This is a genomic window from Bradyrhizobium sp. 26S5 (genome assembly GCF_036923295.1).
In the GTDB taxonomy this organism is placed as follows: domain Bacteria; phylum Pseudomonadota; class Alphaproteobacteria; order Rhizobiales; family Xanthobacteraceae; genus Bradyrhizobium; species Bradyrhizobium septentrionale.
Genome location: NZ_CP145948.1, coordinates 8,646,378 through 8,667,866, shown reverse-complemented (window position 1 = coordinate 8,667,866; position 21,489 = coordinate 8,646,378). Strand labels below are relative to the sequence as shown.

The following is a 21,489-nucleotide window of genomic DNA, read 5'->3' as shown; positions in this document are numbered from 1 at the left end:
GCTTGGGAAGCGCGCTGTACGGCCTCCGTAACGCATCTGCCGGGGTAGCGGTGAAGGCCAGTGCGTCCTCGCTCGTTTGGCATTGCGTCAGCGCAATGCCGCAAATCAGCTTGCTAGTAGATTGACATCAAAAAATGTGGCTTTCAAGGCTTAAATAGATGCATAAATCATTGATTTTGCTCGATAATATGCCGTTTTAGGCCATTTGCGCTCGATTTGAGCGAGTGGCCATCGAAGTTCGGTCTGGGCGATTTAGCCAAACGGCGAGGCTGCTGACGAGCAGATTCGTGTCGCACAACGGCGGCGGCGCGGTCTTGCGCCATTTAGGTGCGCGGCCGCCCCAGAGAAGGAGGCCGCGGCCTCATGCGAGGAGGCTCACAGCCTGGCTCTGCCAAATTGAAGACGTCCTAGTCTCACGGACGCAGCCATTTCCCCCAAGGACCTGAAGCGCTATCTGGCTGAGTTCGATTTCAGGTATAACGAACGAATGAGCTTCGGCGTGTCTAATGGAGCTCGCACAACCGGGTCGCTTCGCGATATTGTTGGGAAAAGTTGACCTACCGGGACTCGTAGGAAAGCGGTCGAAGGTGATGGCTGGCACCGACTTACTCGAATCTGGCATCTACTCCGTGCCGGACGCTGCGCAGCTTGTAGAAGCTCCTGCGCAGCTTGTTCGTATCTGGGTCGGCGGTCACAAGGGCAAACAACAGCCCGTAATCGTAAATGATCTTGGCCGCATCCAGGGCAAGGTGGCTGTCAGTTTTCATAATCTGATGGAGCTTCGCTTCGTTGCGTTGTTCCACGGCGCTGGCGTGCGCCTGCAGGATATCCGCGCGATTATGAGTGAAGTTCGGTATTCCCTAGATCATCCTCATCCTTTCGCGACGGAAGTCGTCTTCCGAACAGACGGCAGAAAGATCGTTGCTCAGATTGGGCGCAACAATGGCGTCAAGGACATCTACGATCTCCGCAGCAAGAACTATGAGATGCATCCGGTTGTGATGAAATCTCTAAAGGACGACGTCATCTATGATCCGAGGGGCGAAGCTACGGCGTGGCGACCGCGCCGCCAGATTGCGCCAAACGTTGTAGTACATCCGTCCTTTTCTTTTGGGCAGCCCATCCTACAGCGCAGCCATATTCCAACCGCCACGATAGCCGCCGCTGCAAAGGCGGAGAATAGCGCGAAGGCGGCGGCTTGGATGTACGAGGTGACGGAAAAAGAAGTTCGAGAAGCAATTAAATTTGAGCAAGCATTGCATAAGGCCGCTTGAAGGTAGCTTTTGACGAGCACATACCACCGACAATGGTGAAGGTTTTTCAAACCTTCGCCACGGATAAGCAGTTGCTAAAATTAAGCTCGGATCTCGTTCTTGAAAAAGCACAAACCTACTATCCCAAGACACATGACCCTGACTACTTGAAGCGCAGCGACGCCCCGTGGGTCAGAAGATTTGCTAAATCGGGTGGCAAGGTCGTGATCTCTGGTAATACCAAGATGAAGACAAACCCTCATGAACGTCTGGCGTTCGTTGATGAGGGCGTGGTCGTCATATTTTTCGAAAATAGCTGGAATCAATGGGGATACTTCCACAAATGCTCGCTTTTGCTGCATTGGTGGCCAATGATCGTGAAACAGATGGAGGCCGCAAAGCCCGGCACCTTCTGGCACATACCAGCAACGTGGCCGAAAACGGAAAATGCAAAGCTACGCTCTGTTCCGAACCACGATCTAAAACTACAAAAGGTGGCGCGGCAAAAAGCCGACCAATCTCGAATACGGGTGGAACGGGCCGCAAAGCGGAAAGAGCAAGAGACTGACGATTTATTCAAGGCGGCAGATCGCAGAGAGAACAGCCAAAATGACGCGCGCTGAGCCGATGCTGATGGTGCGGAACAATCGAAAGCCTTCATTTGAAGGCTCGTGAGATCGAAGCGGATGAGGAGGCGGTCATCGGCTGAGTGGCGCTATTGGAGCAGTTTGGGAGGACAGCCCATGACCACGGCAGAGGCACTGAGATACATTCGCGAGTTGGTCAACAACGCGGACAAGCTACCGGAACATCAGCGCAGAATTGTCCTGGAAGGCGTTGCGACGTTGGTACGTAAGGCTCGCATCGAGTTAGAGCAGAATGGCCCTGTAGTCGCGCGTCCGCCGATGATGTGACGCCCGCCGAGCGATGTTAGTTCATTCAGGGCCCTCAGTCGTTCACCAATTCCAATAGCCGTAGGGTAGCCGGTCCCATACGTTGCGCACTCTCGCGAGCATCGGGGGAGCAATGCAAACTATCGGACGAAGGGGGCAAGCGCAAAAACCCTTCAGCTCCAGAGGGCAACACAACAGGCGCGGACTTTGAGAGAAGGGCCAGAGAGAGCAGGGCCGGTTATCTTGACGCGTTGAAAGATCCGACCGTAACATTTGAACCATTCGCAAGCGTCGTACTTCGGTCTGTCGGCTGCCAATCGCTCTCGGACCCTTTGAAACCGTTAGGACCTCTACCTTCGCCAGAGTGGACGCCGCTCACACTTCACGTCGGCATCTTCTACTCAACCGTGCCGTTGGGTTTTTACGACACTTTCGAGAACTTCTTACGTGAATGGTCGGACCGCTTCCCGTACGACGAAGATATCTGACGACCTAGGGTAACCGTCCGGTGAGGCGTCGGTCGGTAAGCGAGCGGATCGACGTCGTTCAGCTCGACCAGGGAGGCGATGGTGGCCCAGTGCTCGGCGCCGCCGTCGGAGCCTGCGAACAGCGCCGACAATTGCGCCGCCGACAGACGCATCACGCCGTCCTCGATCTTCGGCCAGCGGAAGATCCCATCCTCGAACCTCGGGGTTACGCTTTCCCACGCCAATTGCACACGCTGCGGTGGTGCATCTTTCCTTGACCACCTATAGCATTAGACATATTTAGAGTTGTCTTGAGAACTTAATCTCCATTATGGAGCCTCCAATGCGGATGCTCACGTGGTTCGTCGTTTGGCTTCTTGTGACACTGTCTGGCGGTTCCGCCCACGCTGCACCTCGTCCGGTCGTAGTCATTCCCGGCATCATGGGATCAAAGCTGTGTAAGGGGCCTCAAGACAACCTGCTCTGGGGCGATGCGTTATCGTACAGCCTTCCTAGGTTGCAGGCGCTCAGGCTTCCAGATGATCCCGCGACCCGGGATCCAGAAATCCATAGTTGCGGACTGATAGAAGAGATTTCGGTTATCCCATTTTTCTGGGAGACAAACATATATGCCGACCTCCTCGCGACGCTACGAAAGCCGGAATTTGGATATTCCAAAGACGATATCGTTATTTTTCACTACGATTGGCGCTTGAGCAACTTCGACAATGCAGAGGAACTCAAAAGGCAAATCCAGAGGCGCTTTCCGAACAACTCAACGAAGATCGATATAGTAGCGCATAGTATGGGCGGATTAATTGCTCGTATTTATGTGCAGTCGTTGGGCGGGGCGGATCGGGTAAAGAATCTGATCATGCTTGGCACGCCTCATTTGGGTTCGGCCGTCATTTTTGAAAGGCTCTGGAACGGCTTCGAAAAATGGCCGAACAGATGGTCGGGTGGGCTTGCGCAAATTCAACAAACAATCCTGTCCTTTCCATCAACTTATGAGTTATTGCCGAGGTATTCGGATTGTTGTGGCTTGAGCAAAACCGGTCTAGCCGAAGGCGCCTCCTATATAAGGATTCTGGATCCTCAAGAGTGGACTCGCTTTAGCTGGTTACCAAGCGAGTTCCGGTCTGGGCCAGGGTTAAAGTCCCTTGCTCGAAAATTGGAATCGGCTGGACGCCTGAAAGAACTCATGGCGCAGCCCATCTTTGCCGATCCGCAGCGATCTTTGGATATCCGCTTTATCGGAAACGGATTTATCGATACGTGGTCTCGTGTATTTTTCGACCCTGCAAATGGCTTTATCACTGGGCACGTTGCAAATATTGGCGACGGAACAGTCTTGTTGGAGAGCGCTACAAATGGCGTTCCCAAGCAGGTGCAGATTTCGCGTATGCAGCACGATTCCCTATTCTCGGGAAGTCAGCCCGAACTCATCTTGAGACTTGCGCTCTCCGATCAGCAATTCCATCAAGGCCCCGTCGATTTTTCCGAGCAATTGGTTGATGCGAAGAACACAAAAGTTCAACTGAGCTCTGTCCGCTTCGAAGTGGATCCTCGGACGGCCACTGTAGGTGAGCCGATCAAGATTGGGATCTCGTTACGTAGTGGCGATGACGGATGGCGTCGGGCGGATCTAAGAAATTTACAAACTTGGATTTCCAAAAATGGAAGGGCAATGCCCTCTCTAATCTTAGCGGAAGAGCAGCAGGGGGCTGACGAGCAGGTGCGACGCTTAGTCGCGACCATCCCCAGTCTGCCCGAAGAGGGCACCTACGAGGTCAATTGGCAGTTACCTGGCATTCGAACGTATCAATCATTGTTCGTCGTAGTCAAACCATGAGGGCAAAATGGGCGCTGTTATCCGTTCACACGTCGCTTGGTTCATTGCGCTGTTGATTTCGGTTATTTTCGTGCCTAGCGCAGCAACTGCACAAAGTGGAAGTCAAAGTACCGTTCAAGCTTTGCAGGAAATAATTCAGCGAAGTAAATTGGCAATCGTAAAACTTGTTGTTGAGGGCCGAGATCCGAACGGAGACACTAAGAAGATTCAGGGCAGCGGGTTCTTTGTGTTCTCCGGACAAGACATGAGCATACTTCTTACTGCGGCCCACGTCATCGGATCTAACGAAACTGTTCCAAGCAACAATCCAGATTGGCTGGTCGAGAACGGTGTCATTGTTCGGAAGATTTCACTTTTTGGGTTAGACGAGAAGGGGAGCCTGGTTCTGCGTAGCAATGAGGTAAACCCGGGCCCGCCGTTTCCGGGCATTGATCTTGTATTGTTGCAAATCAACCAATCCGGCTACCCCTCGTTACCTTTGGCGAAGTCTTACGCGGACATTAGCGGATTGCATGACATAGTGCTGCTAGCATTTGAAGCGGAGAAATCCCAACTCCCCATTCCGCCCGTGACGGGGATAGGCCAAGTGAGTTCGCCTGTGACATTGAAGACCACCGTACCCTCGCAGCCGGGGCAGAGTGGGGGGGCGTGGGTGGACTTGAAATCTGGCCTGGTAGTGGGGATTGCGCGTGGGGCCAATGGAGGCTCGTTTGAGGCGACCCCTGTTACTGCCGTTCACCCCTTTCTCACGCCGTTCTTGCCGTCAAGTCCTCCGCCAGTGACTGTAGCGTACAAGATATGCTCTGGCGAATATAAGGGACCGTGTCCCTCGGATGCTCTGTATCAATATTGTTATTTCAATGTTGAGGAGTGGGCGAAAGGCCGTTGCTCGAACTACAAAATCTCACGCCTGGCTACCTTTGGCGGAAACAAATGCGGCTATTCAGTTGATGAAATTCTGTGTACTCCAAAATAGCTCGCCGATGATCCCTTCTTCGCTGACGCGCTCGGACTCGCCTTCGCCCAGCAAAATACGGTCAACATCAATATGAGCATCACACGCCTAACGCCAAAAATCCTTGAATCGGGTAGGCGATAGTTCAGTGTAGCGCACAGTGTGTTGGATGTTCTTGTGCCCCAAGTATGCCTGGACCGCGCGCGTGTCGTGGCCTTTGTTGGCGAGGGCATAGCCGCAAGCATGTCGCAGCATATGTGGATGAGCCTTGAAGTACAGTCTCGCCGCGACGCCTGTGCGCTCGATCATTCGAGCAAATCCTGCTGTGGTGAACGGAGCGCCGCGCTCCGACGTGAAGACAAACGTCGATTTGGGTTGTTGTTCTCGCTGAAGCTTGCGTAGCGCACGCAACTCATCGCCTAACATCGGGTGCGTGCTCGGAGTGCCTTGTTTGACTCTTCGCACATGCAAAGCGGCCGACGCAAATTCGATCTGATCCCAGCGAAGATCGGTCAGCTCGGAGGCACGAAAACCATGCCGGTAGGCCATCAGGATCATGGTCGCGTCGCGATGGCCGTGGCGATTGGTTTTGGCGGCTGCAGTGAGACGCTGCACTTCGTCGTCAGTCAAATACTCGCGCGTTCGAAGTTCGGCGTTTTTCCGCCGAAGCGGAGTCACTACTGTTCGGTTTTTGATGATTGGCGAGGCAGTGTTTGAGGCTGATTTTGCCATGTTCGATGCTCGATTCTGAGTGAACTGTTCGAAGAACGGCTGTTTTACGAACGATAATGATGCTGAACTCTGAGCGCGAATGCAGCTCGTTTGACTGCGAGCCTATGTCAACAAGTAGGTCGTTTGCAGATCAACTGTAAACATGTTGGTGAATTTGTATCGAGTGTTGCCTTTGTTGGAGATCCTGAAGAAGGGCAGCGGCAACTCGCGCATCTTGATCGGCAAAGTTTGTATGAAAAGCTTATCGTTTGCAGCCGACTTATCTGCCTGAGTTAGCGCGCAGACTCATAACGCGCCAGCCATAGCCGGAGCTGGACGAAGGCAAGGTGGTTTGCCACAAGCCTGTCGTAAGCGCGTCGCCGGGGCTCAACGCAAGACGTACCGGCGGACCATTGCTATCGACCACCGCAGGGATTTTGCTCGTCAAGCCGCCGCGTGATCCCATCCATGGCGCTGGTTGGCGTTGAGTGATATGCTGAATTCTGTCGGTTAAGGGCCCTTCGTCTTTCTTAGGCTTGCCACGGGAGCGCGCGGCAGCGCCTTAATGACCCGCGAAGGCTTTTCCTTGCCGATGCGTTCGATTAGGAACCGTGACAGCGCTTCGAACGTGTCAAAGCGGTCTATCGTGTGGCCCTTATAGACCTCCTTGGAGAACCAGAACATACGATGGCTGAAGGTGAGCCACGTCGAGGGCATCAAGACGTAGTCGAAGATCGCTTCGTTCTTCTCGTCCAGCCGGACCGCCACAACCCATCCCTTCGGCCACCTCACGCGGTAGTGCAGCGTCCAGCGCAAGGGCTTGCTTTCGTAGTTGCGGCATCTTGCGACCCGAAAGACGACATTCACGGCATCATCGATTCGAAGACATTCGGTCGAAGCGTTGAGGGTGGCATGGCGACCAAGTTTCTCGAAGGCGTCTCGAAGGCGCGCAGCATTGCCAAGCTGCAGGCCGACCCATCGTTGATGCGCGGCGTACTTGTCAAACCAGTCTTGATTGCCGTTGTACCCGATGAGCCGATAGATGTTCCGCAACGTGCCGAAGTGAATAAGATACGAAGACATGGATGGCAGGCCGGGACTTGAATTGATGATCGTTTTACTCAGTCTGCCTTTCTTCATCAGCAACTTGCGAAGGCGAAGCAACATTTCTTCTTCGGGAATGCTGACGCGCGCCTCGCCCATGATCTTTTGCACCCGCCGGAATGCGTCGCGGTGGATGATGGGTTCGATGGCATCCTCATTTCTGATCCAAAGCTCCCTTGGGTTGCGCGTGACCTTGGCGCCAAGCTTCCTGCTTTTGCGATTGTAGGTAAGAATGCCGATATAGGCTTCGTTCCTGAGGAGTTCGCCGACCGATTTTCAAAGCCACGGTCTTCCCTGGCTATTCATGATCCCACGCCGGTTGAGCTCTCGGGCAATGGTCGCCTGCGATTTGTGACGGAGATACTCGCGGAAAATTCATTTCACGATTTCGACTTGATCAGGCGCTCCGGGGCAGAGCTTGACGTGGTCGGTGAGCAAAGACTTGCGCTGGCCGACCGTCAAAATACCCTTCGGTCTGCATTGATCATCGACGAGACGTCGTTGCAGCGCGTAAGCGGTAGGGCCGCCCATTTTGAAGCCGCGACGCGTCAGTCGGATTGACCCCGCAAAAACTTTGGCGGAGAGTTCCCGACTGAACTCAGCCGCCATAACTCTCTTAATATTCTTCATGATGCTGGCGAGAAGACTTCCGTCATTGTCGAATTGCTCCGCGCAATAAGCGACCTTGACGCCCGCCTTGCGGCAGATGAACTCGTAATGCGCGCTCTCGTCAACATCCTGAAAGCGTCCCCACCGGCTCACGTCGAAGACAAGCAGATGAGCGAAGTCAGCGCGCCCCGATTGCACGTCTGCGACCAGCTCGGTAAGGCCAACTCGGTTTTCGATCTTGAGGCCGCTTTCACCCTCGTCTCGATAGGTACGGACGATGGTTAGCTTGTGAAGTTCGGCGTAGGTCGCGATGACCAATGCCTGATTCTCAATGGAGTATTGCTGGTAATCCGTCGACATGCGGACATACTGCGCTGCCCGTAGCGTTTTTTGCGACTGAGGCAGACGCTTCGCATGCACAACAAGGGCGTTCGCCATGTTGCCTCCGCGCGGCGATGTCATCTCGCGCCTTTTGGCGCATCTCGCACCATTAGGCGCGTCATCAGGTCCGCGCCACCGAAAAGCGTATTCGGAACGGTCAATTGCTATGTCGTACTTCTTGAAAACACGCTGCGGCGTGCGAAGTGAGCTGTAGTGGAATGCGGGCTTTTCCGCTCATGATGCTGTGGACGGCTCCTCCACCGGCACAAGAGTGCCAAGGATTGGGCGCCGTTTGAGGCTCTCACGATTCGGAGGAGCAGCCTATGCAGTCAATTTCGACGATCGGTCTGGATATTGCGAAGTCGGTCTTCCAAGTACACGGCGTTGATGCAGCGGGCCAAGTGGTCGTACGCCGTCAGTTGCGGCGCGGCCACGTCCTGGCGTTTTTCCAGAAGCTGCCACCGTGCCTGGTGGGGATCGAGGCTTGCGCGTCATCCCACCATTGGTCCCGCGAGCTGCAGGAGCTAGGGCATACGGTGCGATTGATGCCGCCAGCCTATGTGAAGCCCTACGGTGCGCCCCGACGGCGCGCATTACCAGTGGAGGAAGGATCCACCCAGAGAATTGTCGATTGATCTGGTAGCTGACGAGCGGTTTGGACGAGCAATCGGACGGATCGAAGCCTCGTGACAAAGGTCGCTTTTGGCGGCCGAGCAATCCAGCGGGCCGTAACGTGAGTGAAGCCTGAGCACGCCTCGAAAGTTACGATGTGAATGCCGACCCGATCGTATGGCGGGGAAGGCCGCGCTGACAGGGAAGCAATCGACGCATGCACCTGTCCGGTTCACCGGGGTAATGGGCACGGCACGCCGGAAAGGTAGTGCGGGTAATCGGGGGAGACCCGTCTTGGTCGAAGGTCGCGCCTTCAGCATCGAGTAGTCGATGGACCGGACGGGAGTCGGACAGGGTCGTAGTACTGATGAAACCGGGTAATTCCGGCGGAGGAAAGGACCCTGACTTCAGGTGCGCTTTTGAAGATGGCGAGGGAATGGGTCGATTGGCGATGAGCCTACAAACGCCCGATAAGATCAGGAGCCTTCAGAGAAAGCTTTATTGCAAGGCGAAGGCGGAGCCTGCCTTCCGTTTCTATGTGCTGTACGACAAGATCTGCCGCGAGGACATTCTGAGCCATGCCTACAAGCTGGCCCGCGCCAACGCGGGTGCGCCAGGAGTGGACGGAACAACTTTCGAGCAAATCGACGCGTCGGGACTCGAAGCATGGTTGGCCGGCCTGCGCGATGAACTCGTCACGAAGACTTACCGGCCCGATCCGGTGCGGCGGGTGATGATCCCGAAGCCCGGCGGCGGCGAACGTCCACTCGGTATCCCAACAATCCGGGACCGGGTCGTCCAAGCTGCCGCAAAGATCGTGCTGGAACCGATCTTTGAGGCGGATTTTGAGGACGGCGCTTATGGATATCGCCCGCGTCGTAACGCGGTCGATGCAGTCAAGGAAGTGCACCGGCTTGTGTGCCGGGGCTACACGGACGTTGTTGACGCCGATCTGTCGAAATACTTCGACACGATCCCGCATTCGGACCTCCTCAAATCGGTGGCCCGACGCATCGTTGACCGGAATGTGCTGCGGCTGATTAAGTTATGGCTGCGAGTACCGGTCGAGGAGCGGGATAGCGACGGGAAACGGTGCATGAGCGGCGGTAAGAGCAACAAGCGTGGCACGCCACAGGGCGGTGTCATCAGTCCGCTGCTCTCCGTCATCTACATGAACCGGTTCCTGAAACATTGGCGTCTCAGCGGTCGGCGTGAAGCATTCCATGCCCAGGTTATCTCCTATGCCGACGACTTCGTCATTCTCAGCCGCGGCCACGCGGAGGAGGCATTGACGTGGACGAAAGCGGTGATGACCAAGCTTGGGTTGACGCTCAACGAGACTAAAACCTCGGTGAAGAATGCCCGATTGGAAAGCTTTGACTTCCTTGGGTACACGCTCGGACCCCGCCGCTTCCGCAATGGGGGACGGTGGTATCTTGGCGCGGCTCCGTCCAAGAAAAGCGTGCTGCGGATCAAGAGGAAGGTCAGCGTACTGCTGACGCCGGGCAACAAGGGCGCTTGGCCCGAAGTACAAGCACGACTGAACCGCCTTCTGCGCGGCTGGTCCGCTTACTTCAGCTATGGCTCTCTTGCTACGGCTCATCACGCCGTTGATCGACACGTCTTCGACCGCGTGCTCGCCTTTCTGCGCAGACGACATAAGACGCCAGGACGTGGCGTCAGACGGTTCTCTGATCAGATCCATGGGAACCCTGGCGTACTTGTGCTGAACCGCGTGCGCAAAGTGTCGCCGACGTGCGCCTTGTGACAAAACCTGTCGGAAAGCCGGATGCGGGAAAACTGCACGTCCGGTTTGATGAGCGGGGAGAGGAAACGGAACGCGCACCAAGCGCATCACCGCGCCTCTCCTCGACTCTACTCAAGCGGCAGAAGAACGACGCCACGGACGCGGAAGCGATTTGCGAGGCGGTCACGAGACCCAACATGCGGTTCGTGCCGACCAAGACGGTCGAGCAACAGAGCTGTCTGATGCTTCACCGGGCGCGCCATCTCTTCATCCGCCAACAGGCTGCCGTCATCAATTCAATCCGCGCCTATCTTGCCGAGTTCGGGATTGTCGCCCCTGTGGGGCGCAGGGGTGTCGAGCAATTGCTAGAAGTCGTCGCCGATACAGCCGACTACCGGCTCCCCGAGGTGGCCCGTGCATGTCTTACGGCTCTCGGCAGTCAATTGCGCGCTTTGAAAGCCCAAATCCTGGAGTTCGACCGACACATCATCGCCTGGCATCGATCAAGCGCGACGAGCAAGCGGCTGGACGCGATCCCCGGCGTCGGGCCGGCGCTGGCAACAGCTCTGGTCGCCAGCATTGCCGATCCCAAGGCTTTCCGATCGGGACGAGACTTCTCGGCCTGGGTTGGGCTCGTGCCGAAGCAGAACTCGAGCGGGGGCAAAGACAAGCTTGGCAGTATCAGCAAACAAGGCGATCGCTATTTACGCAGCCTGTTCACGGCTGGCGCGCTCGCCGTGATCCGCTATGCCAAGATCCATGGCACGGGGCATCGACCCTGGCTCACCGCGTTGCTGGCCCGGCGGCCCACAAAGGTCGCGGCCATCGCACTCGCTAACAAACTCGCCCGGATGGCGTGGGCAATGATGGCCAGAAACGAACGTTACAATGAACCCGCCGCTCTCGCGGCGTGACGAGACGACATTACACCGGACATCCGGTGTGACGTAACGGTTGGGAGGGCGAACAGCACTTAATGCAGCGCCGGTCGATCCGGCGATCAGGACAACCCACATGGGCCATGGCATCTTCGAATGCGTGCTTTTGATCGGGACCTGATCCGCGGAGGGCATTATGGCCAGCGGTCATGTGAACCGCGCAAACAGGCCGAACACATGGCCGCTCCGACCAACGCCGCAAAGTGAAGATTCTTCTTGCCAACCCGGAGCCGTCCACACATGGCCCATCGCGTCATTTGCTGCGGTTGCACAAAGGCGGTCGGTGTCAGAGCAAAGCGGACATTACCGACAATTTATGATGGGGTGGACGCCCCGCCGACGGCATCGATGTGCCAAAGTGGAGGTGTTGAGCACCACTTAAGGGAGGCGTCCGTGTCAGAGGTTATCACAATTGGTCTGGATATCGCCAAGCACGTTTTTCACGCGCACGGCGCGGATGGGCGGGGCGGCGCGGTATTCAGCAAAAAAATCAGCCGAGGAAAGCTGCTGGATTTCTTCGCAGCCCAGCCGAGGTGCACCGTAGCGCTGGAGGCATGTGGTGGAGCTCACCACTGGGCCCGTCAGCTTAGCCAGCTTGGCCATGAAGTGCGGCTGATCCCGCCCGCCTATGTAAAACCGTTCGCGAAGCGGCAGAAGAACGACGCGATCGATGCCGAGGCGATCTGCGAAGCGGCGCAGCGGCCGAGCATGCGGTTCGTGGCCGTGAAGAGCGAACAGCAACAGGCGGCGGGCCTGGTGTTTCGGACCCGCGATCTGTTAGTGCGGCAGCGAACCCAGCTCATCAACGCGATTCGAGGACACCTCACGGAGTATGGTTGGATCGCGCCCAAAGGCCCGTCGCATGTGGCGATGCTTGCCGACCTTATCGAGGAAGAAGAGATGGCCAGCTCGCTTCCCGAAGCGGCCCACGCCATGTTCCGCTTGATGTTAGACCTGCTCGCCGGTCTCAATGGCAAGATCGCGGATCTCGACCAGGAGATCGCGCGACGTGCTCGCGAGGATGAAGTATCGCGCAGGCTGATGACCGTTCCTGGCATCGGCCCGATCTCTGCCACCGCGATCGCCGCTCTAGCACCGCCGGCCGAGACCTTTGCCAAGGGCCGCGACTTTGCCGCTTGGCTGGGTCTCACGCCTCTTCAACGATCGACAGGCGGCAAGCAGAAGCTCGGTGCGACATCCAAAATGGGCGAACGCACGCTCAGGCGCCTGCTCATCATCGGCAGCAGCGCCGTCGTGCAACAGGCAAGCAAACGCGGTGCGCCAAAGGGGTCTTGGCTCGAACAGATGCTGGCTCGCAAACCGCGCATGCTGGTAACCGTCGCGCTCGCCAACAAGATGGCGAGGATCGTCTGGGCGCTACTTGTAATGCAGGAAAACTATAGAGCTCCGGTCGCAGTCAAGGCGTGAGCCTGGCGGGCCTGAGGTCGTGGCCCGCAGCTTCATCGCTGCACCATCAGAGGCCGGACAGATGGCAGCATCCGACTACGTGCCGATCTTCTTCAAAAACCGCTTGCATCTCGCGGGGCGTCCACAGATGAGTACGCCACCTGGATCACCCTCAGAATGGCCAGTGCCGCGATAACGGCGCGCGGGTATCGGCAAATGCGTTCCCTCCGCCCGCGAACCACTGACTGAAGTGCTGAGAAGGAAGAATATCGAAGAACCGGTTCGCGGTTCGCCCTGGTGAGAGCCAGTGCATTGGAAATATCTAAGTCGAATCGCGTAAAGTCTCAGCGCCGTCACCGGTAACTCCATCTGTCGCCAGCCAACGCTGGCTCCAACTAGTCGCGCTCGTGAGTACCCGAGCGGAGCGGCGGGCTGTAACCCGCCTGACAGCGGAGGACCCAAGCCATGGCAAAGCATGGCAAGGGACCTAAAGATGTATTGGTCAAGCGGTATCCGCGTTGGAAGGGTGGCAAGCGAGAAGAAGTGCGTTCTGCGCTTCGCTCGGCGTCCTACCCTCTCAGCCTAAGGAAATCGAAAGACCAGCTAGTCTTTGGGTTCTACCAAACAGGCAGGGCCTGAGAGGATGCCGGTGGCGGCGCTGATTTGCCGATCAACAATGCCACATGCGCCGCCGGTCGCGGCTTAATCGTGGTCCCGGCCATAGCCTCAAGTGCTACTGTATAACTTTTGATGAAAAGGTATCGAGTCCGCTTCACGCAATGCGGCTTGCTGGTGCTCGGACTCCTCTTGGGATCGTCGCGCAGACGAGTGTCGCGCAGACGAGAAGAAAACTAAGATTACCCTATAGAGACGGAGGATCGGGTGCCAACAAAGTTAAGAGCAGTAGCCGTCTCCGTTCGGCTAATCTCGGACCGTCGTAAGTCCCGTAACTGGGATCAGTGCCTACCACTGTCAAACGCCATCCTGCCCCCAGGGTTCATGATGTCGGTTGAAGGTTGGCTCCGCCGCTGACGGCCCTCCGGTCGGCTCCGCCTCCCTCCGTCCCGTCAGCGGCGGGCGGCTTGATGAGACCGCTCTTTCGGTTGGCGCGGAGCCGGTAGCTGGGGAGGGCGCTGATAGCTAACTATCAAGCTGGCGGCACATCCAGATGACGGCATGCCGGGACGGCAGATCCCGGCGAGATGGCCACAACCACCTGCGGGGGCCCCGTGCGGGAGAGTCAGCTCTCAGTTGCGGACGTGAGATTTTGGACCCATCTGAAGAATATCGGCAGGCTACGGGTTGATGTTGAAATTTTGAAGCTCAGCTCGGTCGTATCAAGATATGCTAGGGTGCAGAATTCAATGCGAGATCGAGTCTAGGAAGAGAACCGAATGCGATCACGGCGGGAAGCTTAAGTAAGCACTCCCCCGACGGCCTCACGATCCGCAAACCGAGCCATAGCGCCGCCAATGGCGGGCGCGGATTTCGATACGAAGGACTTGAGGTGAACGATGCCACTGAGCCTACACCCCGATTGTAAGTCTCGCCTAATCGACGCTCTTGCTACTGAAGCAATCCCCTACTTTCAGGTGCGGAATAGCGTGTTCCTTGAACTACAGCCAGCGTACATGTTGCTTTATCACGTCGAGAAAGTGCTCCCGACTAAAGGAAAGCTTCATGACCAATTGGTGAGCTATATCGATGAGCGGCCTTTCACCAACTTTGTGATAGATTCGCTTGCTTATGAGCTTCGCCATGAAGAATACGTTTCCGGAGAGTGGACGGAAAAGACGTTGACGACGATTGAACGTTTCAAGGACGTTAGAGCGCTAGCATCAAGGTTAGTCGATGCATTTGATGGCCTCCCTCGCAAGTACATGCTATCGCTTCGTCTACCTAAGGAATTGGATACGATTATTGGTCCTAAGACCGACGTCATCAATCTTTCATCCGACATTCGAATTGTGCGCGCTACCTCGCAATTTAGGAAGACATTTCCGCTTGAAAACACGATTGGCGACCTTGGCGAGAAATTGGTCGGAGGAGCGGCGCTCGCGTCTGTCTCTCATGTGATCGAGCAAGCGGAATGGGAGGATGACGCGCTCTACCTCCAAATCAGCGTGAGTGGATTCATCGGGATGTACGGCCGCTCAAACACGCTTCAAGACGGGCAGAGAGCGTTGCGATCAGTCTTTGGGCTAGGATTAGCCCTAGAGTTGCTTGAGACAAGAGTGCAGCCCACTTTGGCAAGTCCCCGCGCCTCTCTCGTGGTTCATCAAGAACGGCCTGATTCATCTTGGGAAGTGTTTGAGCGGTTTTACCTGAATGACAGTGTCGCGGCCACGTTGAATACGCTCCGTCTCGGGACAGTAAACGATTCGATCAATACGCCGAAACGACGAAACATTCGGAGCGAGCGTATTTTTGAACAGATGCGTGGCATCTTTCGGCAGCAGGAGAAGGCGGAATTCCTGCTACTTGCGGCGCAGTGGTATTTTGACGGTAGTCACGGTGCCGACGAGTTGCTCAGATATGTACAGTCGATGATCGTGATTGAGATCATCTTAGGTGACAAAGCGACATCTGACCAAATGGGGCTTAGTGAGCTTCTGCGGAATAGATGTGCGTACCTCATTGGAAATAGCCAAGAGCAACGAGAGGAAATACTCGATGAGTTCAGGCGGATTTACGACGTGCGCTCTCAAATCGTCCACCGCGGAAAGCATCGTCTGACAACTGATGAGCGATGGTTGTTATCTTATTTGCGATGGATATGTTCGCGCGTCATTGAAAGAGAAGTTGAACTCTTGAATGCTAATAAGAAGCCAGAAGACCCGATCGCAATGTCGTGAACCGCACCGTCGGTCGCGATTGTCGGCTTACCTGCGACGCTCCTCATCCAAAAATGGGTAGAGTTCACCGACAGGCTGACGCCTAGGGTATCCTCACATCCAAGCGTTTGCCGCTGAAGCAGCGCAACTGTGATCACAATGGCGAAAAGGTATCGAGTCCGATTCAGCGAGTGTGGCTTGTTGTGCCTCGCGACGTGCGCAATTGGCAGTGTTGATCTTGTTGAATGGTTTGTACGGCGTGGGCTCGCGCTGGATTGGCCCAAATACTCCAAGGGGAGGGACGACAGAACGCAGCACGAGCCCGAACATGCGGGACGCGGTATGCAGGCAGGAAGCTGTCAAGCCTGCGAACCTTGATGATTGGGCCGGTTCTTGACAATAATATCTGCAACTTGGAAGGATCAAATCCTGTCGGGGGAATGTGGTAGCGCTTCCCCCGACTCGAACAATCGTCGGCTCACAGCCTACTGACCACGCCGGTCCCGACCCTATTTGGCCGCCATCTCACATAAGAAGTTGGCGTCGATGAAATGAATGATTTCCGACGTCGCGCCTCCGCGAATAATGATTCCTGCAAATCCGACAAAGAACGCTCCTGAAGATCGACCAAGATAGAAAACAGGCCCGCCACTCATTCCATCTGCATGGAAGGTAACTTTACGGTCCATTTTTACCCTATGCACGTGCGGCGAGTTGCTCGGGCCGTCATAGGTTGCTCCAACTTCCACAACATGCGCCCGAATACGAGGCTCTTCGTAATCGACTTCTTGACGTTCAGTCGGATATCCAAACAGCAAAAATCGTCCGGTACTGTTTAATGGCCACAGGCCATCACGTTCCACCGCAAAGAATTCCCTGCTCAGATCCGGCGTCTTGTAATTCTCGATGACATATTCGAGAGCACGAACGTCTATCCAATCTGTGTCGCTGTTATCGGTGGTGACCTTCGGACGCAAGAGCGACGACGCAGTAACAGTAGAATTTTGCGTTTTGACGTAAATGGCCACCCTATCAGGTTCTGTTGAATCGATTTGGTGTCCACAGCAAAGGACTAGATGGCGATCACCAAATTTTACTGCGGTACTGCCCCTCCCACCTCTTTTTGATCAACCATTGCATGAGCTCCCGCCGATTTTTCATTTGGCCAGAGCCGCCGTTGAGCAACGTCCAACCAAGCGAGGCAGCGATCCGCTCAGAAATCTACAAAGGCAGTTTCCAAGTATAGCGGGCGTTGTGATGATTCGCGATGCTAAGTCAGAAGAAGGCTAAGGCTGTATCTCATCCCTGTCAGCCGCAAGTTGCACTTGCCGCTCGGAAGGTGCTTTTGTAAGCCGCCCCTGCCGTCCTAGACTGCGCGCCGTGGTAGGCAATTTCGATGATTGGCGGTAGCAGGAGTGCCGATATGAGCTTAGGAACTATCGTCTTAGCTCGTCAATGTTGCCGGTGACCAATCATGGATGAGATTGACCCCAAGGAAGGAGACTTCTTCGAGGGGGTGCTCCTTGAGACCTTCAGAGACGGCTATGTAAGCCGACCGCGGGTACGACCAGTAGATGTATTACCAGGGTGGCTGAAAGTCGAATTTCCGAGGCATCTCCGCGATGAAAACCCAATTGGGACACGCTTTAGAGCGGACGTACACGTTCGGCAAAAGCATCATGGCGACGGCACCCCCAATGGACAGCTGTATCTGCGAGCCGAGAACCACACCATTTTTCGGGTAAAGCAACCTGATGCTGAGAAACTTGTCTTCGCCCGACAGCAGCCCGGCACGATTAGCGGCCGTGCATACGAATATTTTTCAATCAAGACTGCTCCGAAATCGGCTGCTGAGAGATTTCTTCAGCTCAGGCGAAGAGCTTATCAGAATATCGTCGATGATGTGCCGAGTAAGCTCATCGATGCGATGCGACGCGAACGCAGCAGGCTAATGGCGGAATATGCCCTCGCTCGCTCGAATGGCACATGCGAAGGATGCCTCAAACCAGCCCCTTTCATTCGTCGCAACGGCGAGCCCTATCTGGAAATTCATCACTTGGTCGCCTTGGCAGACGACGGCAGCGATCATCCGGCAAATGTTGCGGCGATCTGTCCAAACTGTCATGCGCAGATCACTCATGGCAGGGACGGTTCAAAGTTCAACATCGAAATCAGGGACCGGATTTTTCAGGCGGAGACGCAGTTGGACAGCGCATAACTTCCCCATTCTACTACTAGCAGGATAGCCCAATACAAATGGCAAGAGGACTCGGGCGGCTTCTCGAAACAACTCCCCGTGAGAAAAGTCGACGAAACGCTAAGCTTTACGAATCGCGCGGTTAAGCTTCGTCGCGTCATCGCGCTTTCCCGGCATCCGGTGCAGCATCCGGTGACAGTTTCCGCAAACGGTGATCAGATCCTCGACTCGGGTTTTCACTTTGTCGCGCAATTGGCCGAGTGGAACGACATGATGCGCTTCGGCGAATCCACTCCCCAGCTTGCCATAGACGTTCTCGAATGAAAATTCGCACACTTGACAACGATAATTGTCGCGAATCTTGCACTCGGTAGCCAAGTATCGACTTCGTTCTCGTTTTAGATGCGAAGCCACACGTTTTCGATTTTCATACTGCGGATAGACATCATGCGTAAGCGTGGCGTTGAGGCCCTAGAGAATTTTGGTACTCAATCCTGAGAGCACCGCTAGAAGAAGAGTCATCTTCTGCAAGGGTGCTCACAATGGATGACCATTCGGACGACATAAGACGACCGTTGTCACCGCGCATCGAAGTGTACGCAGGCGCAGGTCGAAAGCGCTGGCCGGACGATTTGAAGGCACAGATTGCCGCGGAAAGTCTTGAGCCGGGGGCGATTGTCACAGATGTCGCGCGTCGCCATGGGTGCCGACCCCAGCAGGTGCACGACTGGCGGCGCCAGGCGCGTTTGGGCCAGTTAGTGCTGCCGGCTTCGGCGGACACGTTGTCGTTCGTGCCGGTGGTATCGGAATCGGCGCTACCGGCAGCCGCAGAGCCCACCGGGTCGCCGGAAGCAGCCGTAGTGACGGTTGAACTCCAGGGGGCACGAGTGGAGGTGCGAGGGACGCCTGGCCTTGCTGTGTTGAATGATGTGTTCTTGGCGCTTCGACGGACACGTTCATGCTGATGCCGCCCGCGAGCCTCATGATTTACGTGGCGACGCAACCTGTGGACTTCAGAAAAGGTGCGGAGGGCTTGGCGCTGTTGGCGAAGGAGACGCTGGGCCATGACCCGATGAAGGGCGTGGCGGTGGTGTTCCGTGCGAAGCGCGCCGATCGGGTGAAGATTGTCGTCTGGGATGGCAGCGGCCTTGTGATGTATTGGAAGCGGCTCGATGGCAGCGGCTTCAAATGGCCTCCCATCGTAGCCGGCGTGATGCGGATGAATGCCGCGCAGCTGTCCGCACTTCTGGCCGGCATGGATTGGACGCGGATGCACGCGCCTCGAATCCTGCAGCCGAAAGCACTTGCGTAGGACGTAAAATCTTCGCTGCATCGGGGCGCGAAGCATGGCAGACTTGGGCCAATGAGTGATTTGCCTGATGAGCTGCCGAGCGATCCGGCCGAGTTGCGTATCTTTGCCGCGGCTCTGCTGGATCGCTGCGCCAGGCTCGAGCGGTTGCTCAAGCTTGCAAAAGATGCGCAGTTCGGTCGATCCTCGGAAAAGCTGGACGCTGATCAGCTCCAGCTTGTTCTGGAGGATATCGATCAGGCCGTCGCGGCTCTCGAAGCAGCCGAAGATGGTGCCAATCCCAAAACATGCGAGAAGAGAGCTGCCGAGCGCAGAGCCAATCGTGGTCAGTTGCCGGAGCATTTGCCGCGCATCGTCGAAACCCTGATGCCGGCTGCAACCTGCTGCCCGTGCTGCGAAGGCGCCCTTTTTGAGATCGGTCACGATGAGAGCCAGAGGCTGGACGTCGTACCGGCGCAGTATCGCGTCATCGTTACCCGCCGACCCAGACTGGCCTGCCGCGCCTGTCACGGCGTCGTCCTCCAGCACGCCGCTCCCGAGCGACTGATTAGGGGAGGATTGCCGACCGAGCGACTGGTCGCGCATGTGATCGATGCCAAGTATCATTGGCATTTGCCGCTTTACCGCCAGGCGCAGATGCTGGCGACGTACGGAATAGCGCTGGACCGTTCCACGCTCGCCTTCTGGGTCGGGTATGCCGCCCAGGAATTGAAGCCCTTGTGGCATCGTCTGCGCCAGCTTCTGCTCGCCTCTTCGAAGCTCTGTGTCGATGAGACCCCCGCACCGGTGTTGGATCCGGGGCGCGGCAGGACCAAAACCGGCTACTTCTGGGCGCTCTCGCGCGATGACAGGCCCTGGGCCGGACCTGACCCACCTGGGGTGGTCTATGCCTATGCACCGGGCCGTGGGGCCGTTCATGGCTTGCGCTTGCTCGAGGGCTATCGCGGCATCATCCATTGCGACGGCTATCAGGCTTACAAGACCATGACCCGAGAGACGCGTGCGGACGCCCTGTCCGGGACGCTCGCATTCTGCTGGTCGCATCTGAGGCGCCAGTTTGTGAAGATCGAGCGCGAGGCTGCTCCGGCGCCAGCTCCGGTTGCCCGCGAGGCTCTTGAACGCATCGCTGCGCTTTACGCAGTCGAGAAAGCGCTCCGCGGCCGATCGGATGCCGAGCGCCGTGCTGGCAGGCAGGCGCATGCCCGACCTCTGGCTACAGCCTTGAAGCAGTGGTTTGAGGCGAAGCTTGATCACCTTGCACAGAAGAGCGACACGGCGAAGGCCTTACGTTACGCGCTGCGCCATTGGGACGGCCTGACGCTCTACCTTGATAACGGGCGCATCGAGATGGACACCAATGCGGTCGAGCGAGCGATGCGACCGATCAAGCTCAACGCCAAGAACTCCCTTTTTGCCGGTTGCGACGAGGGCGCCGAGAATTGGGCAGTTCTGGCTTCGTTAATCGAGACCTGTAAGCTCAATGGCGTCACTGCCGAGCACTGGCTCGCTGATGTTCTCGCGAAGCTCGTCAATGGTTGGCCTGCGGCGCGACTGGACGAACTGCTCCCTTGGGCGTCGATCTACACGATGCATGCACACGATCCGAGGCTGGCGGCATGAGCCTGAACACGACCGCGGTCCGGATCAAGGTGACCCTCAAGGATGTAAAACCGGAGGTGATGCGATGCCTTGTCGTGCCGCTCACGCTGCGCCTTGATCGGCTGCATCTGACGCTTCAGGCGGCGTTTGGTTGGACGAATAGCCATCTCTTCGAGTTCCTGGCTGGCGACGGCCGTTGGGGTATCCCTGATCCCGATGGAGATTTTGGCCCTCAGCCCATCGATGCTCGCAAGACGCGGCTCTCCAATATCGTTCAAGAGACCGGCGCGAAGACGATCCATTATCTCTACGACTTCGGCGACAGCTGGGATCACGTGATCAAGCTCGAAAAGTGGTTCGACAACACGACAACAGAGGGACTTCCGTTCTTGCTCGAGGCCGCCGGCCGTTGTCCTCCGGAAGATGTCGGCGGTGCGCCAGGCTACGCCGAATACCTCGACGCCATCAGCGACGCCACCCATCCGGAGCACGAACATATGCGCCTCTGGGGCCCGGAGCAGTTCGATCCCAACGTCGTCGACCTGAAGGCGCTTGAGGCCGCTGTCAACGCGTTGTCCGACATATGGAAGCCGCGCCGGCACACCACTCGCTCAAAATAGA

Annotated in this window: 20 protein-coding genes and 4 pseudogenes; 16 read left to right on the top strand and 8 right to left on the bottom strand. The window is 56.5% G+C overall.

All coding sequences use genetic code 11. The features are described 5' to 3' along the window. Positions 1-442: 442 nt before the first annotated feature. The 4 genes and pseudogenes from V5279_RS41005 to V5279_RS40990 all read left to right on the top strand — a co-directional run. Positions 443-556: pseudogene (locus V5279_RS41005) on the top strand (IS1595 family transposase); the annotation flags it as partial. A 34-nt stretch (positions 557-590) separates the two neighbouring features. After that, positions 591-1,274: a hypothetical protein gene (locus tag V5279_RS41000; RefSeq protein ID WP_338692471.1), complete on the top strand. Its 684-nt coding sequence runs from the start codon at positions 591-593 to the stop codon at positions 1,272-1,274. 32 nt (positions 1,275-1,306) lie between these two features. Then, complete coding sequence (locus V5279_RS40995; RefSeq protein WP_338692470.1) at positions 1,307-1,876, top strand: hypothetical protein; 570 nt, start codon at positions 1,307-1,309, stop codon at positions 1,874-1,876. A gap of 120 nt (positions 1,877-1,996) precedes the next feature. Beyond that, a complete protein-coding gene (locus V5279_RS40990) occupies positions 1,997-2,167 on the top strand; it encodes a hypothetical protein (RefSeq protein WP_338692469.1) in 171 nt (56 codons plus the stop codon). Positions 2,168-2,567: 400 nt separating this feature from the next. Here the strand turns inward: V5279_RS40990 and V5279_RS40985 are convergent, their stop codons facing one another. Next, positions 2,568-2,789 (bottom strand): hypothetical protein, encoded by a 222-nt coding sequence (locus V5279_RS40985; protein ID WP_338701899.1) that lies wholly within the window; start codon positions 2,787-2,789, stop codon positions 2,568-2,570. Positions 2,790-2,956: 167 nt separating this feature from the next. On the opposite strand from V5279_RS40985, the gene V5279_RS40980 reads away from it, so the two are divergent. Beyond that, complete coding sequence (locus V5279_RS40980; protein WP_338692468.1) at positions 2,957-4,465, top strand: lipase family alpha/beta hydrolase; 1,509 nt, start codon at positions 2,957-2,959, stop codon at positions 4,463-4,465. Positions 4,466-4,472: 7 nt separating this feature from the next. After that, complete coding sequence (locus V5279_RS40975) at positions 4,473-5,441, top strand: serine protease (RefSeq protein WP_338692467.1); 969 nt, start codon at positions 4,473-4,475, stop codon at positions 5,439-5,441. A gap of 87 nt (positions 5,442-5,528) precedes the next feature. Here V5279_RS40975 and V5279_RS40970 read toward each other — a convergent pair whose 3' ends face one another. The 5 genes and pseudogenes from V5279_RS40970 to V5279_RS40950 form a co-directional block, all read right to left on the bottom strand. Beyond that, a complete protein-coding gene (locus tag V5279_RS40970) occupies positions 5,529-6,152 on the bottom strand; it encodes a tyrosine-type recombinase/integrase (RefSeq protein WP_338692466.1) in 624 nt (207 codons plus the stop codon). Between the two features lie 355 nt (positions 6,153-6,507). After that, a pseudogene (locus tag V5279_RS40965) lies at positions 6,508-6,591 on the bottom strand (IS5/IS1182 family transposase); the annotation flags it as partial. A 50-nt stretch (positions 6,592-6,641) separates the two neighbouring features. Beyond that, positions 6,642-7,334, bottom strand: coding sequence for a hypothetical protein (locus V5279_RS40960; protein WP_338701897.1), 693 nt, complete (start codon positions 7,332-7,334; stop codon positions 6,642-6,644). 6 nt (positions 7,335-7,340) lie between these two features. Continuing rightward, positions 7,341-7,610: pseudogene (locus tag V5279_RS40955) on the bottom strand (recombinase family protein); the annotation flags it as partial. Further along, positions 7,611-8,282, bottom strand: a complete 672-nt coding sequence (locus tag V5279_RS40950) for a recombinase family protein (RefSeq protein WP_338692465.1) — start codon at positions 8,280-8,282, stop codon at positions 7,611-7,613. A gap of 266 nt (positions 8,283-8,548) precedes the next feature. Here V5279_RS40950 and V5279_RS40945 point away from each other — a divergent pair. The 5 genes and pseudogenes from V5279_RS40945 to V5279_RS40925 all read left to right on the top strand — a co-directional run. After that, positions 8,549-8,797, top strand: a pseudogene (locus V5279_RS40945) (IS110 family transposase); the annotation flags it as partial. A gap of 491 nt (positions 8,798-9,288) precedes the next feature. Further along, on the top strand, positions 9,289-10,605 hold the full coding sequence (gene ltrA / locus V5279_RS40940; RefSeq protein ID WP_338701670.1) for a group II intron reverse transcriptase/maturase: 1,317 nt from the start codon (positions 9,289-9,291) through the stop codon (positions 10,603-10,605). After that, on the top strand, positions 10,602-11,498 hold the full coding sequence (locus V5279_RS40935; protein WP_338692464.1) for an IS110 family transposase: 897 nt from the start codon (positions 10,602-10,604) through the stop codon (positions 11,496-11,498). The genes ltrA and V5279_RS40935 overlap by 4 nt, the downstream gene beginning before the upstream one ends. Before the next feature lie 417 nt (positions 11,499-11,915). Next, a complete protein-coding gene (locus V5279_RS40930; protein WP_338692463.1) occupies positions 11,916-12,950 on the top strand; it encodes an IS110 family transposase in 1,035 nt (344 codons plus the stop codon). Between the two features lie 1,670 nt (positions 12,951-14,620). Continuing rightward, positions 14,621-15,784 (top strand): hypothetical protein, encoded by a 1,164-nt coding sequence (locus tag V5279_RS40925; RefSeq protein ID WP_338692462.1) that lies wholly within the window; start codon positions 14,621-14,623, stop codon positions 15,782-15,784. A 488-nt stretch (positions 15,785-16,272) separates the two neighbouring features. On the opposite strand, the gene V5279_RS40920 is transcribed toward V5279_RS40925, so the two are convergent. Beyond that, positions 16,273-16,791 carry a hypothetical protein gene (locus V5279_RS40920; protein ID WP_338692461.1) on the bottom strand — a complete coding sequence of 173 codons (519 nt, stop codon included), beginning with the start codon at positions 16,789-16,791 and terminating at the stop codon, positions 16,273-16,275. A gap of 446 nt (positions 16,792-17,237) precedes the next feature. Between V5279_RS40920 and V5279_RS40915 the strand changes: the two genes are divergently transcribed. Further along, the gene (locus V5279_RS40915) at positions 17,238-17,981 is read left to right on the top strand and encodes an HNH endonuclease signature motif containing protein (RefSeq protein WP_338692460.1); all 744 of its coding nucleotides are present in this window, start codon (positions 17,238-17,240) and stop codon (positions 17,979-17,981) included. Between the two features lie 99 nt (positions 17,982-18,080). Here V5279_RS40915 and V5279_RS47140 read toward each other — a convergent pair whose 3' ends face one another. Continuing rightward, a complete protein-coding gene (locus tag V5279_RS47140; RefSeq protein ID WP_414645973.1) occupies positions 18,081-18,296 on the bottom strand; it encodes an HNH endonuclease in 216 nt (71 codons plus the stop codon). Positions 18,297-18,502: 206 nt separating this feature from the next. On the opposite strand from V5279_RS47140, the gene tnpA reads away from it, so the two are divergent. The 4 genes from tnpA to V5279_RS40890 are packed head-to-tail and all read left to right on the top strand — an operon-like array spanning position 18,503 to position 21,488. Next, positions 18,503-18,925, top strand: coding sequence for an IS66-like element accessory protein TnpA (tnpA, locus tag V5279_RS40905; protein ID WP_338692458.1), 423 nt, complete (start codon positions 18,503-18,505; stop codon positions 18,923-18,925). Then, positions 18,919-19,272, top strand: a complete 354-nt coding sequence (gene tnpB, locus V5279_RS40900) for an IS66 family insertion sequence element accessory protein TnpB (RefSeq protein ID WP_091968098.1) — start codon at positions 18,919-18,921, stop codon at positions 19,270-19,272. The genes tnpA and tnpB overlap by 7 nt, the downstream gene beginning before the upstream one ends. Positions 19,273-19,323: 51 nt before the next feature. Beyond that, positions 19,324-20,889, top strand: coding sequence for an IS66 family transposase (tnpC, locus tag V5279_RS40895; RefSeq protein ID WP_338692457.1), 1,566 nt, complete (start codon positions 19,324-19,326; stop codon positions 20,887-20,889). Then, the gene (locus V5279_RS40890) at positions 20,886-21,488 is read left to right on the top strand and encodes a plasmid pRiA4b ORF-3 family protein (RefSeq protein WP_414645972.1); all 603 of its coding nucleotides are present in this window, start codon (positions 20,886-20,888) and stop codon (positions 21,486-21,488) included. The genes tnpC and V5279_RS40890 overlap by 4 nt, the downstream gene beginning before the upstream one ends. Position 21,489 lies beyond the last annotated feature (1 nt).

What these genes read in the sequence shown, in the direction of transcription:
- V5279_RS41000 (WP_338692471.1), top strand. Translation starts at nt 591, where the DNA reads ATGGCTGGCACCGACTTACTCGAATCTGGCATCTACTCCGTGCCGGAC.
- V5279_RS40995 (WP_338692470.1), top strand. Translation starts at nt 1,307, where the DNA reads ATGGTGAAGGTTTTTCAAACCTTCGCCACGGATAAGCAGTTGCTAAAA.
- V5279_RS40990 (WP_338692469.1), top strand. Translation starts at nt 1,997, where the DNA reads ATGACCACGGCAGAGGCACTGAGATACATTCGCGAGTTGGTCAACAAC.
- V5279_RS40980 (WP_338692468.1), top strand. Translation starts at nt 2,957, where the DNA reads ATGCGGATGCTCACGTGGTTCGTCGTTTGGCTTCTTGTGACACTGTCT.
- V5279_RS40975 (WP_338692467.1), top strand. Translation starts at nt 4,473, where the DNA reads ATGGGCGCTGTTATCCGTTCACACGTCGCTTGGTTCATTGCGCTGTTG.
- V5279_RS40970 (WP_338692466.1), bottom strand. Translation starts at nt 6,152, where the DNA reads ATGGCAAAATCAGCCTCAAACACTGCCTCGCCAATCATCAAAAACCGA.
- V5279_RS40960 (WP_338701897.1), bottom strand. Translation starts at nt 7,334, where the DNA reads ATGGGCGAGGCGCGCGTCAGCATTCCCGAAGAAGAAATGTTGCTTCGC.
- V5279_RS40950 (WP_338692465.1), bottom strand. Translation starts at nt 8,282, where the DNA reads ATGGCGAACGCCCTTGTTGTGCATGCGAAGCGTCTGCCTCAGTCGCAA.
- ltrA (WP_338701670.1), top strand. Translation starts at nt 9,289, where the DNA reads ATGAGCCTACAAACGCCCGATAAGATCAGGAGCCTTCAGAGAAAGCTT.
- V5279_RS40915 (WP_338692460.1), top strand. Translation starts at nt 17,238, where the DNA reads ATGGATGAGATTGACCCCAAGGAAGGAGACTTCTTCGAGGGGGTGCTC.
- tnpA (WP_338692458.1), top strand. Translation starts at nt 18,503, where the DNA reads ATGGATGACCATTCGGACGACATAAGACGACCGTTGTCACCGCGCATC.
- tnpB (WP_091968098.1), top strand. Translation starts at nt 18,919, where the DNA reads ATGCTGATGCCGCCCGCGAGCCTCATGATTTACGTGGCGACGCAACCT.
- tnpC (WP_338692457.1), top strand. Translation starts at nt 19,324, where the DNA reads ATGAGTGATTTGCCTGATGAGCTGCCGAGCGATCCGGCCGAGTTGCGT.
- V5279_RS40890 (WP_414645972.1), top strand. Translation starts at nt 20,886, where the DNA reads ATGAGCCTGAACACGACCGCGGTCCGGATCAAGGTGACCCTCAAGGAT.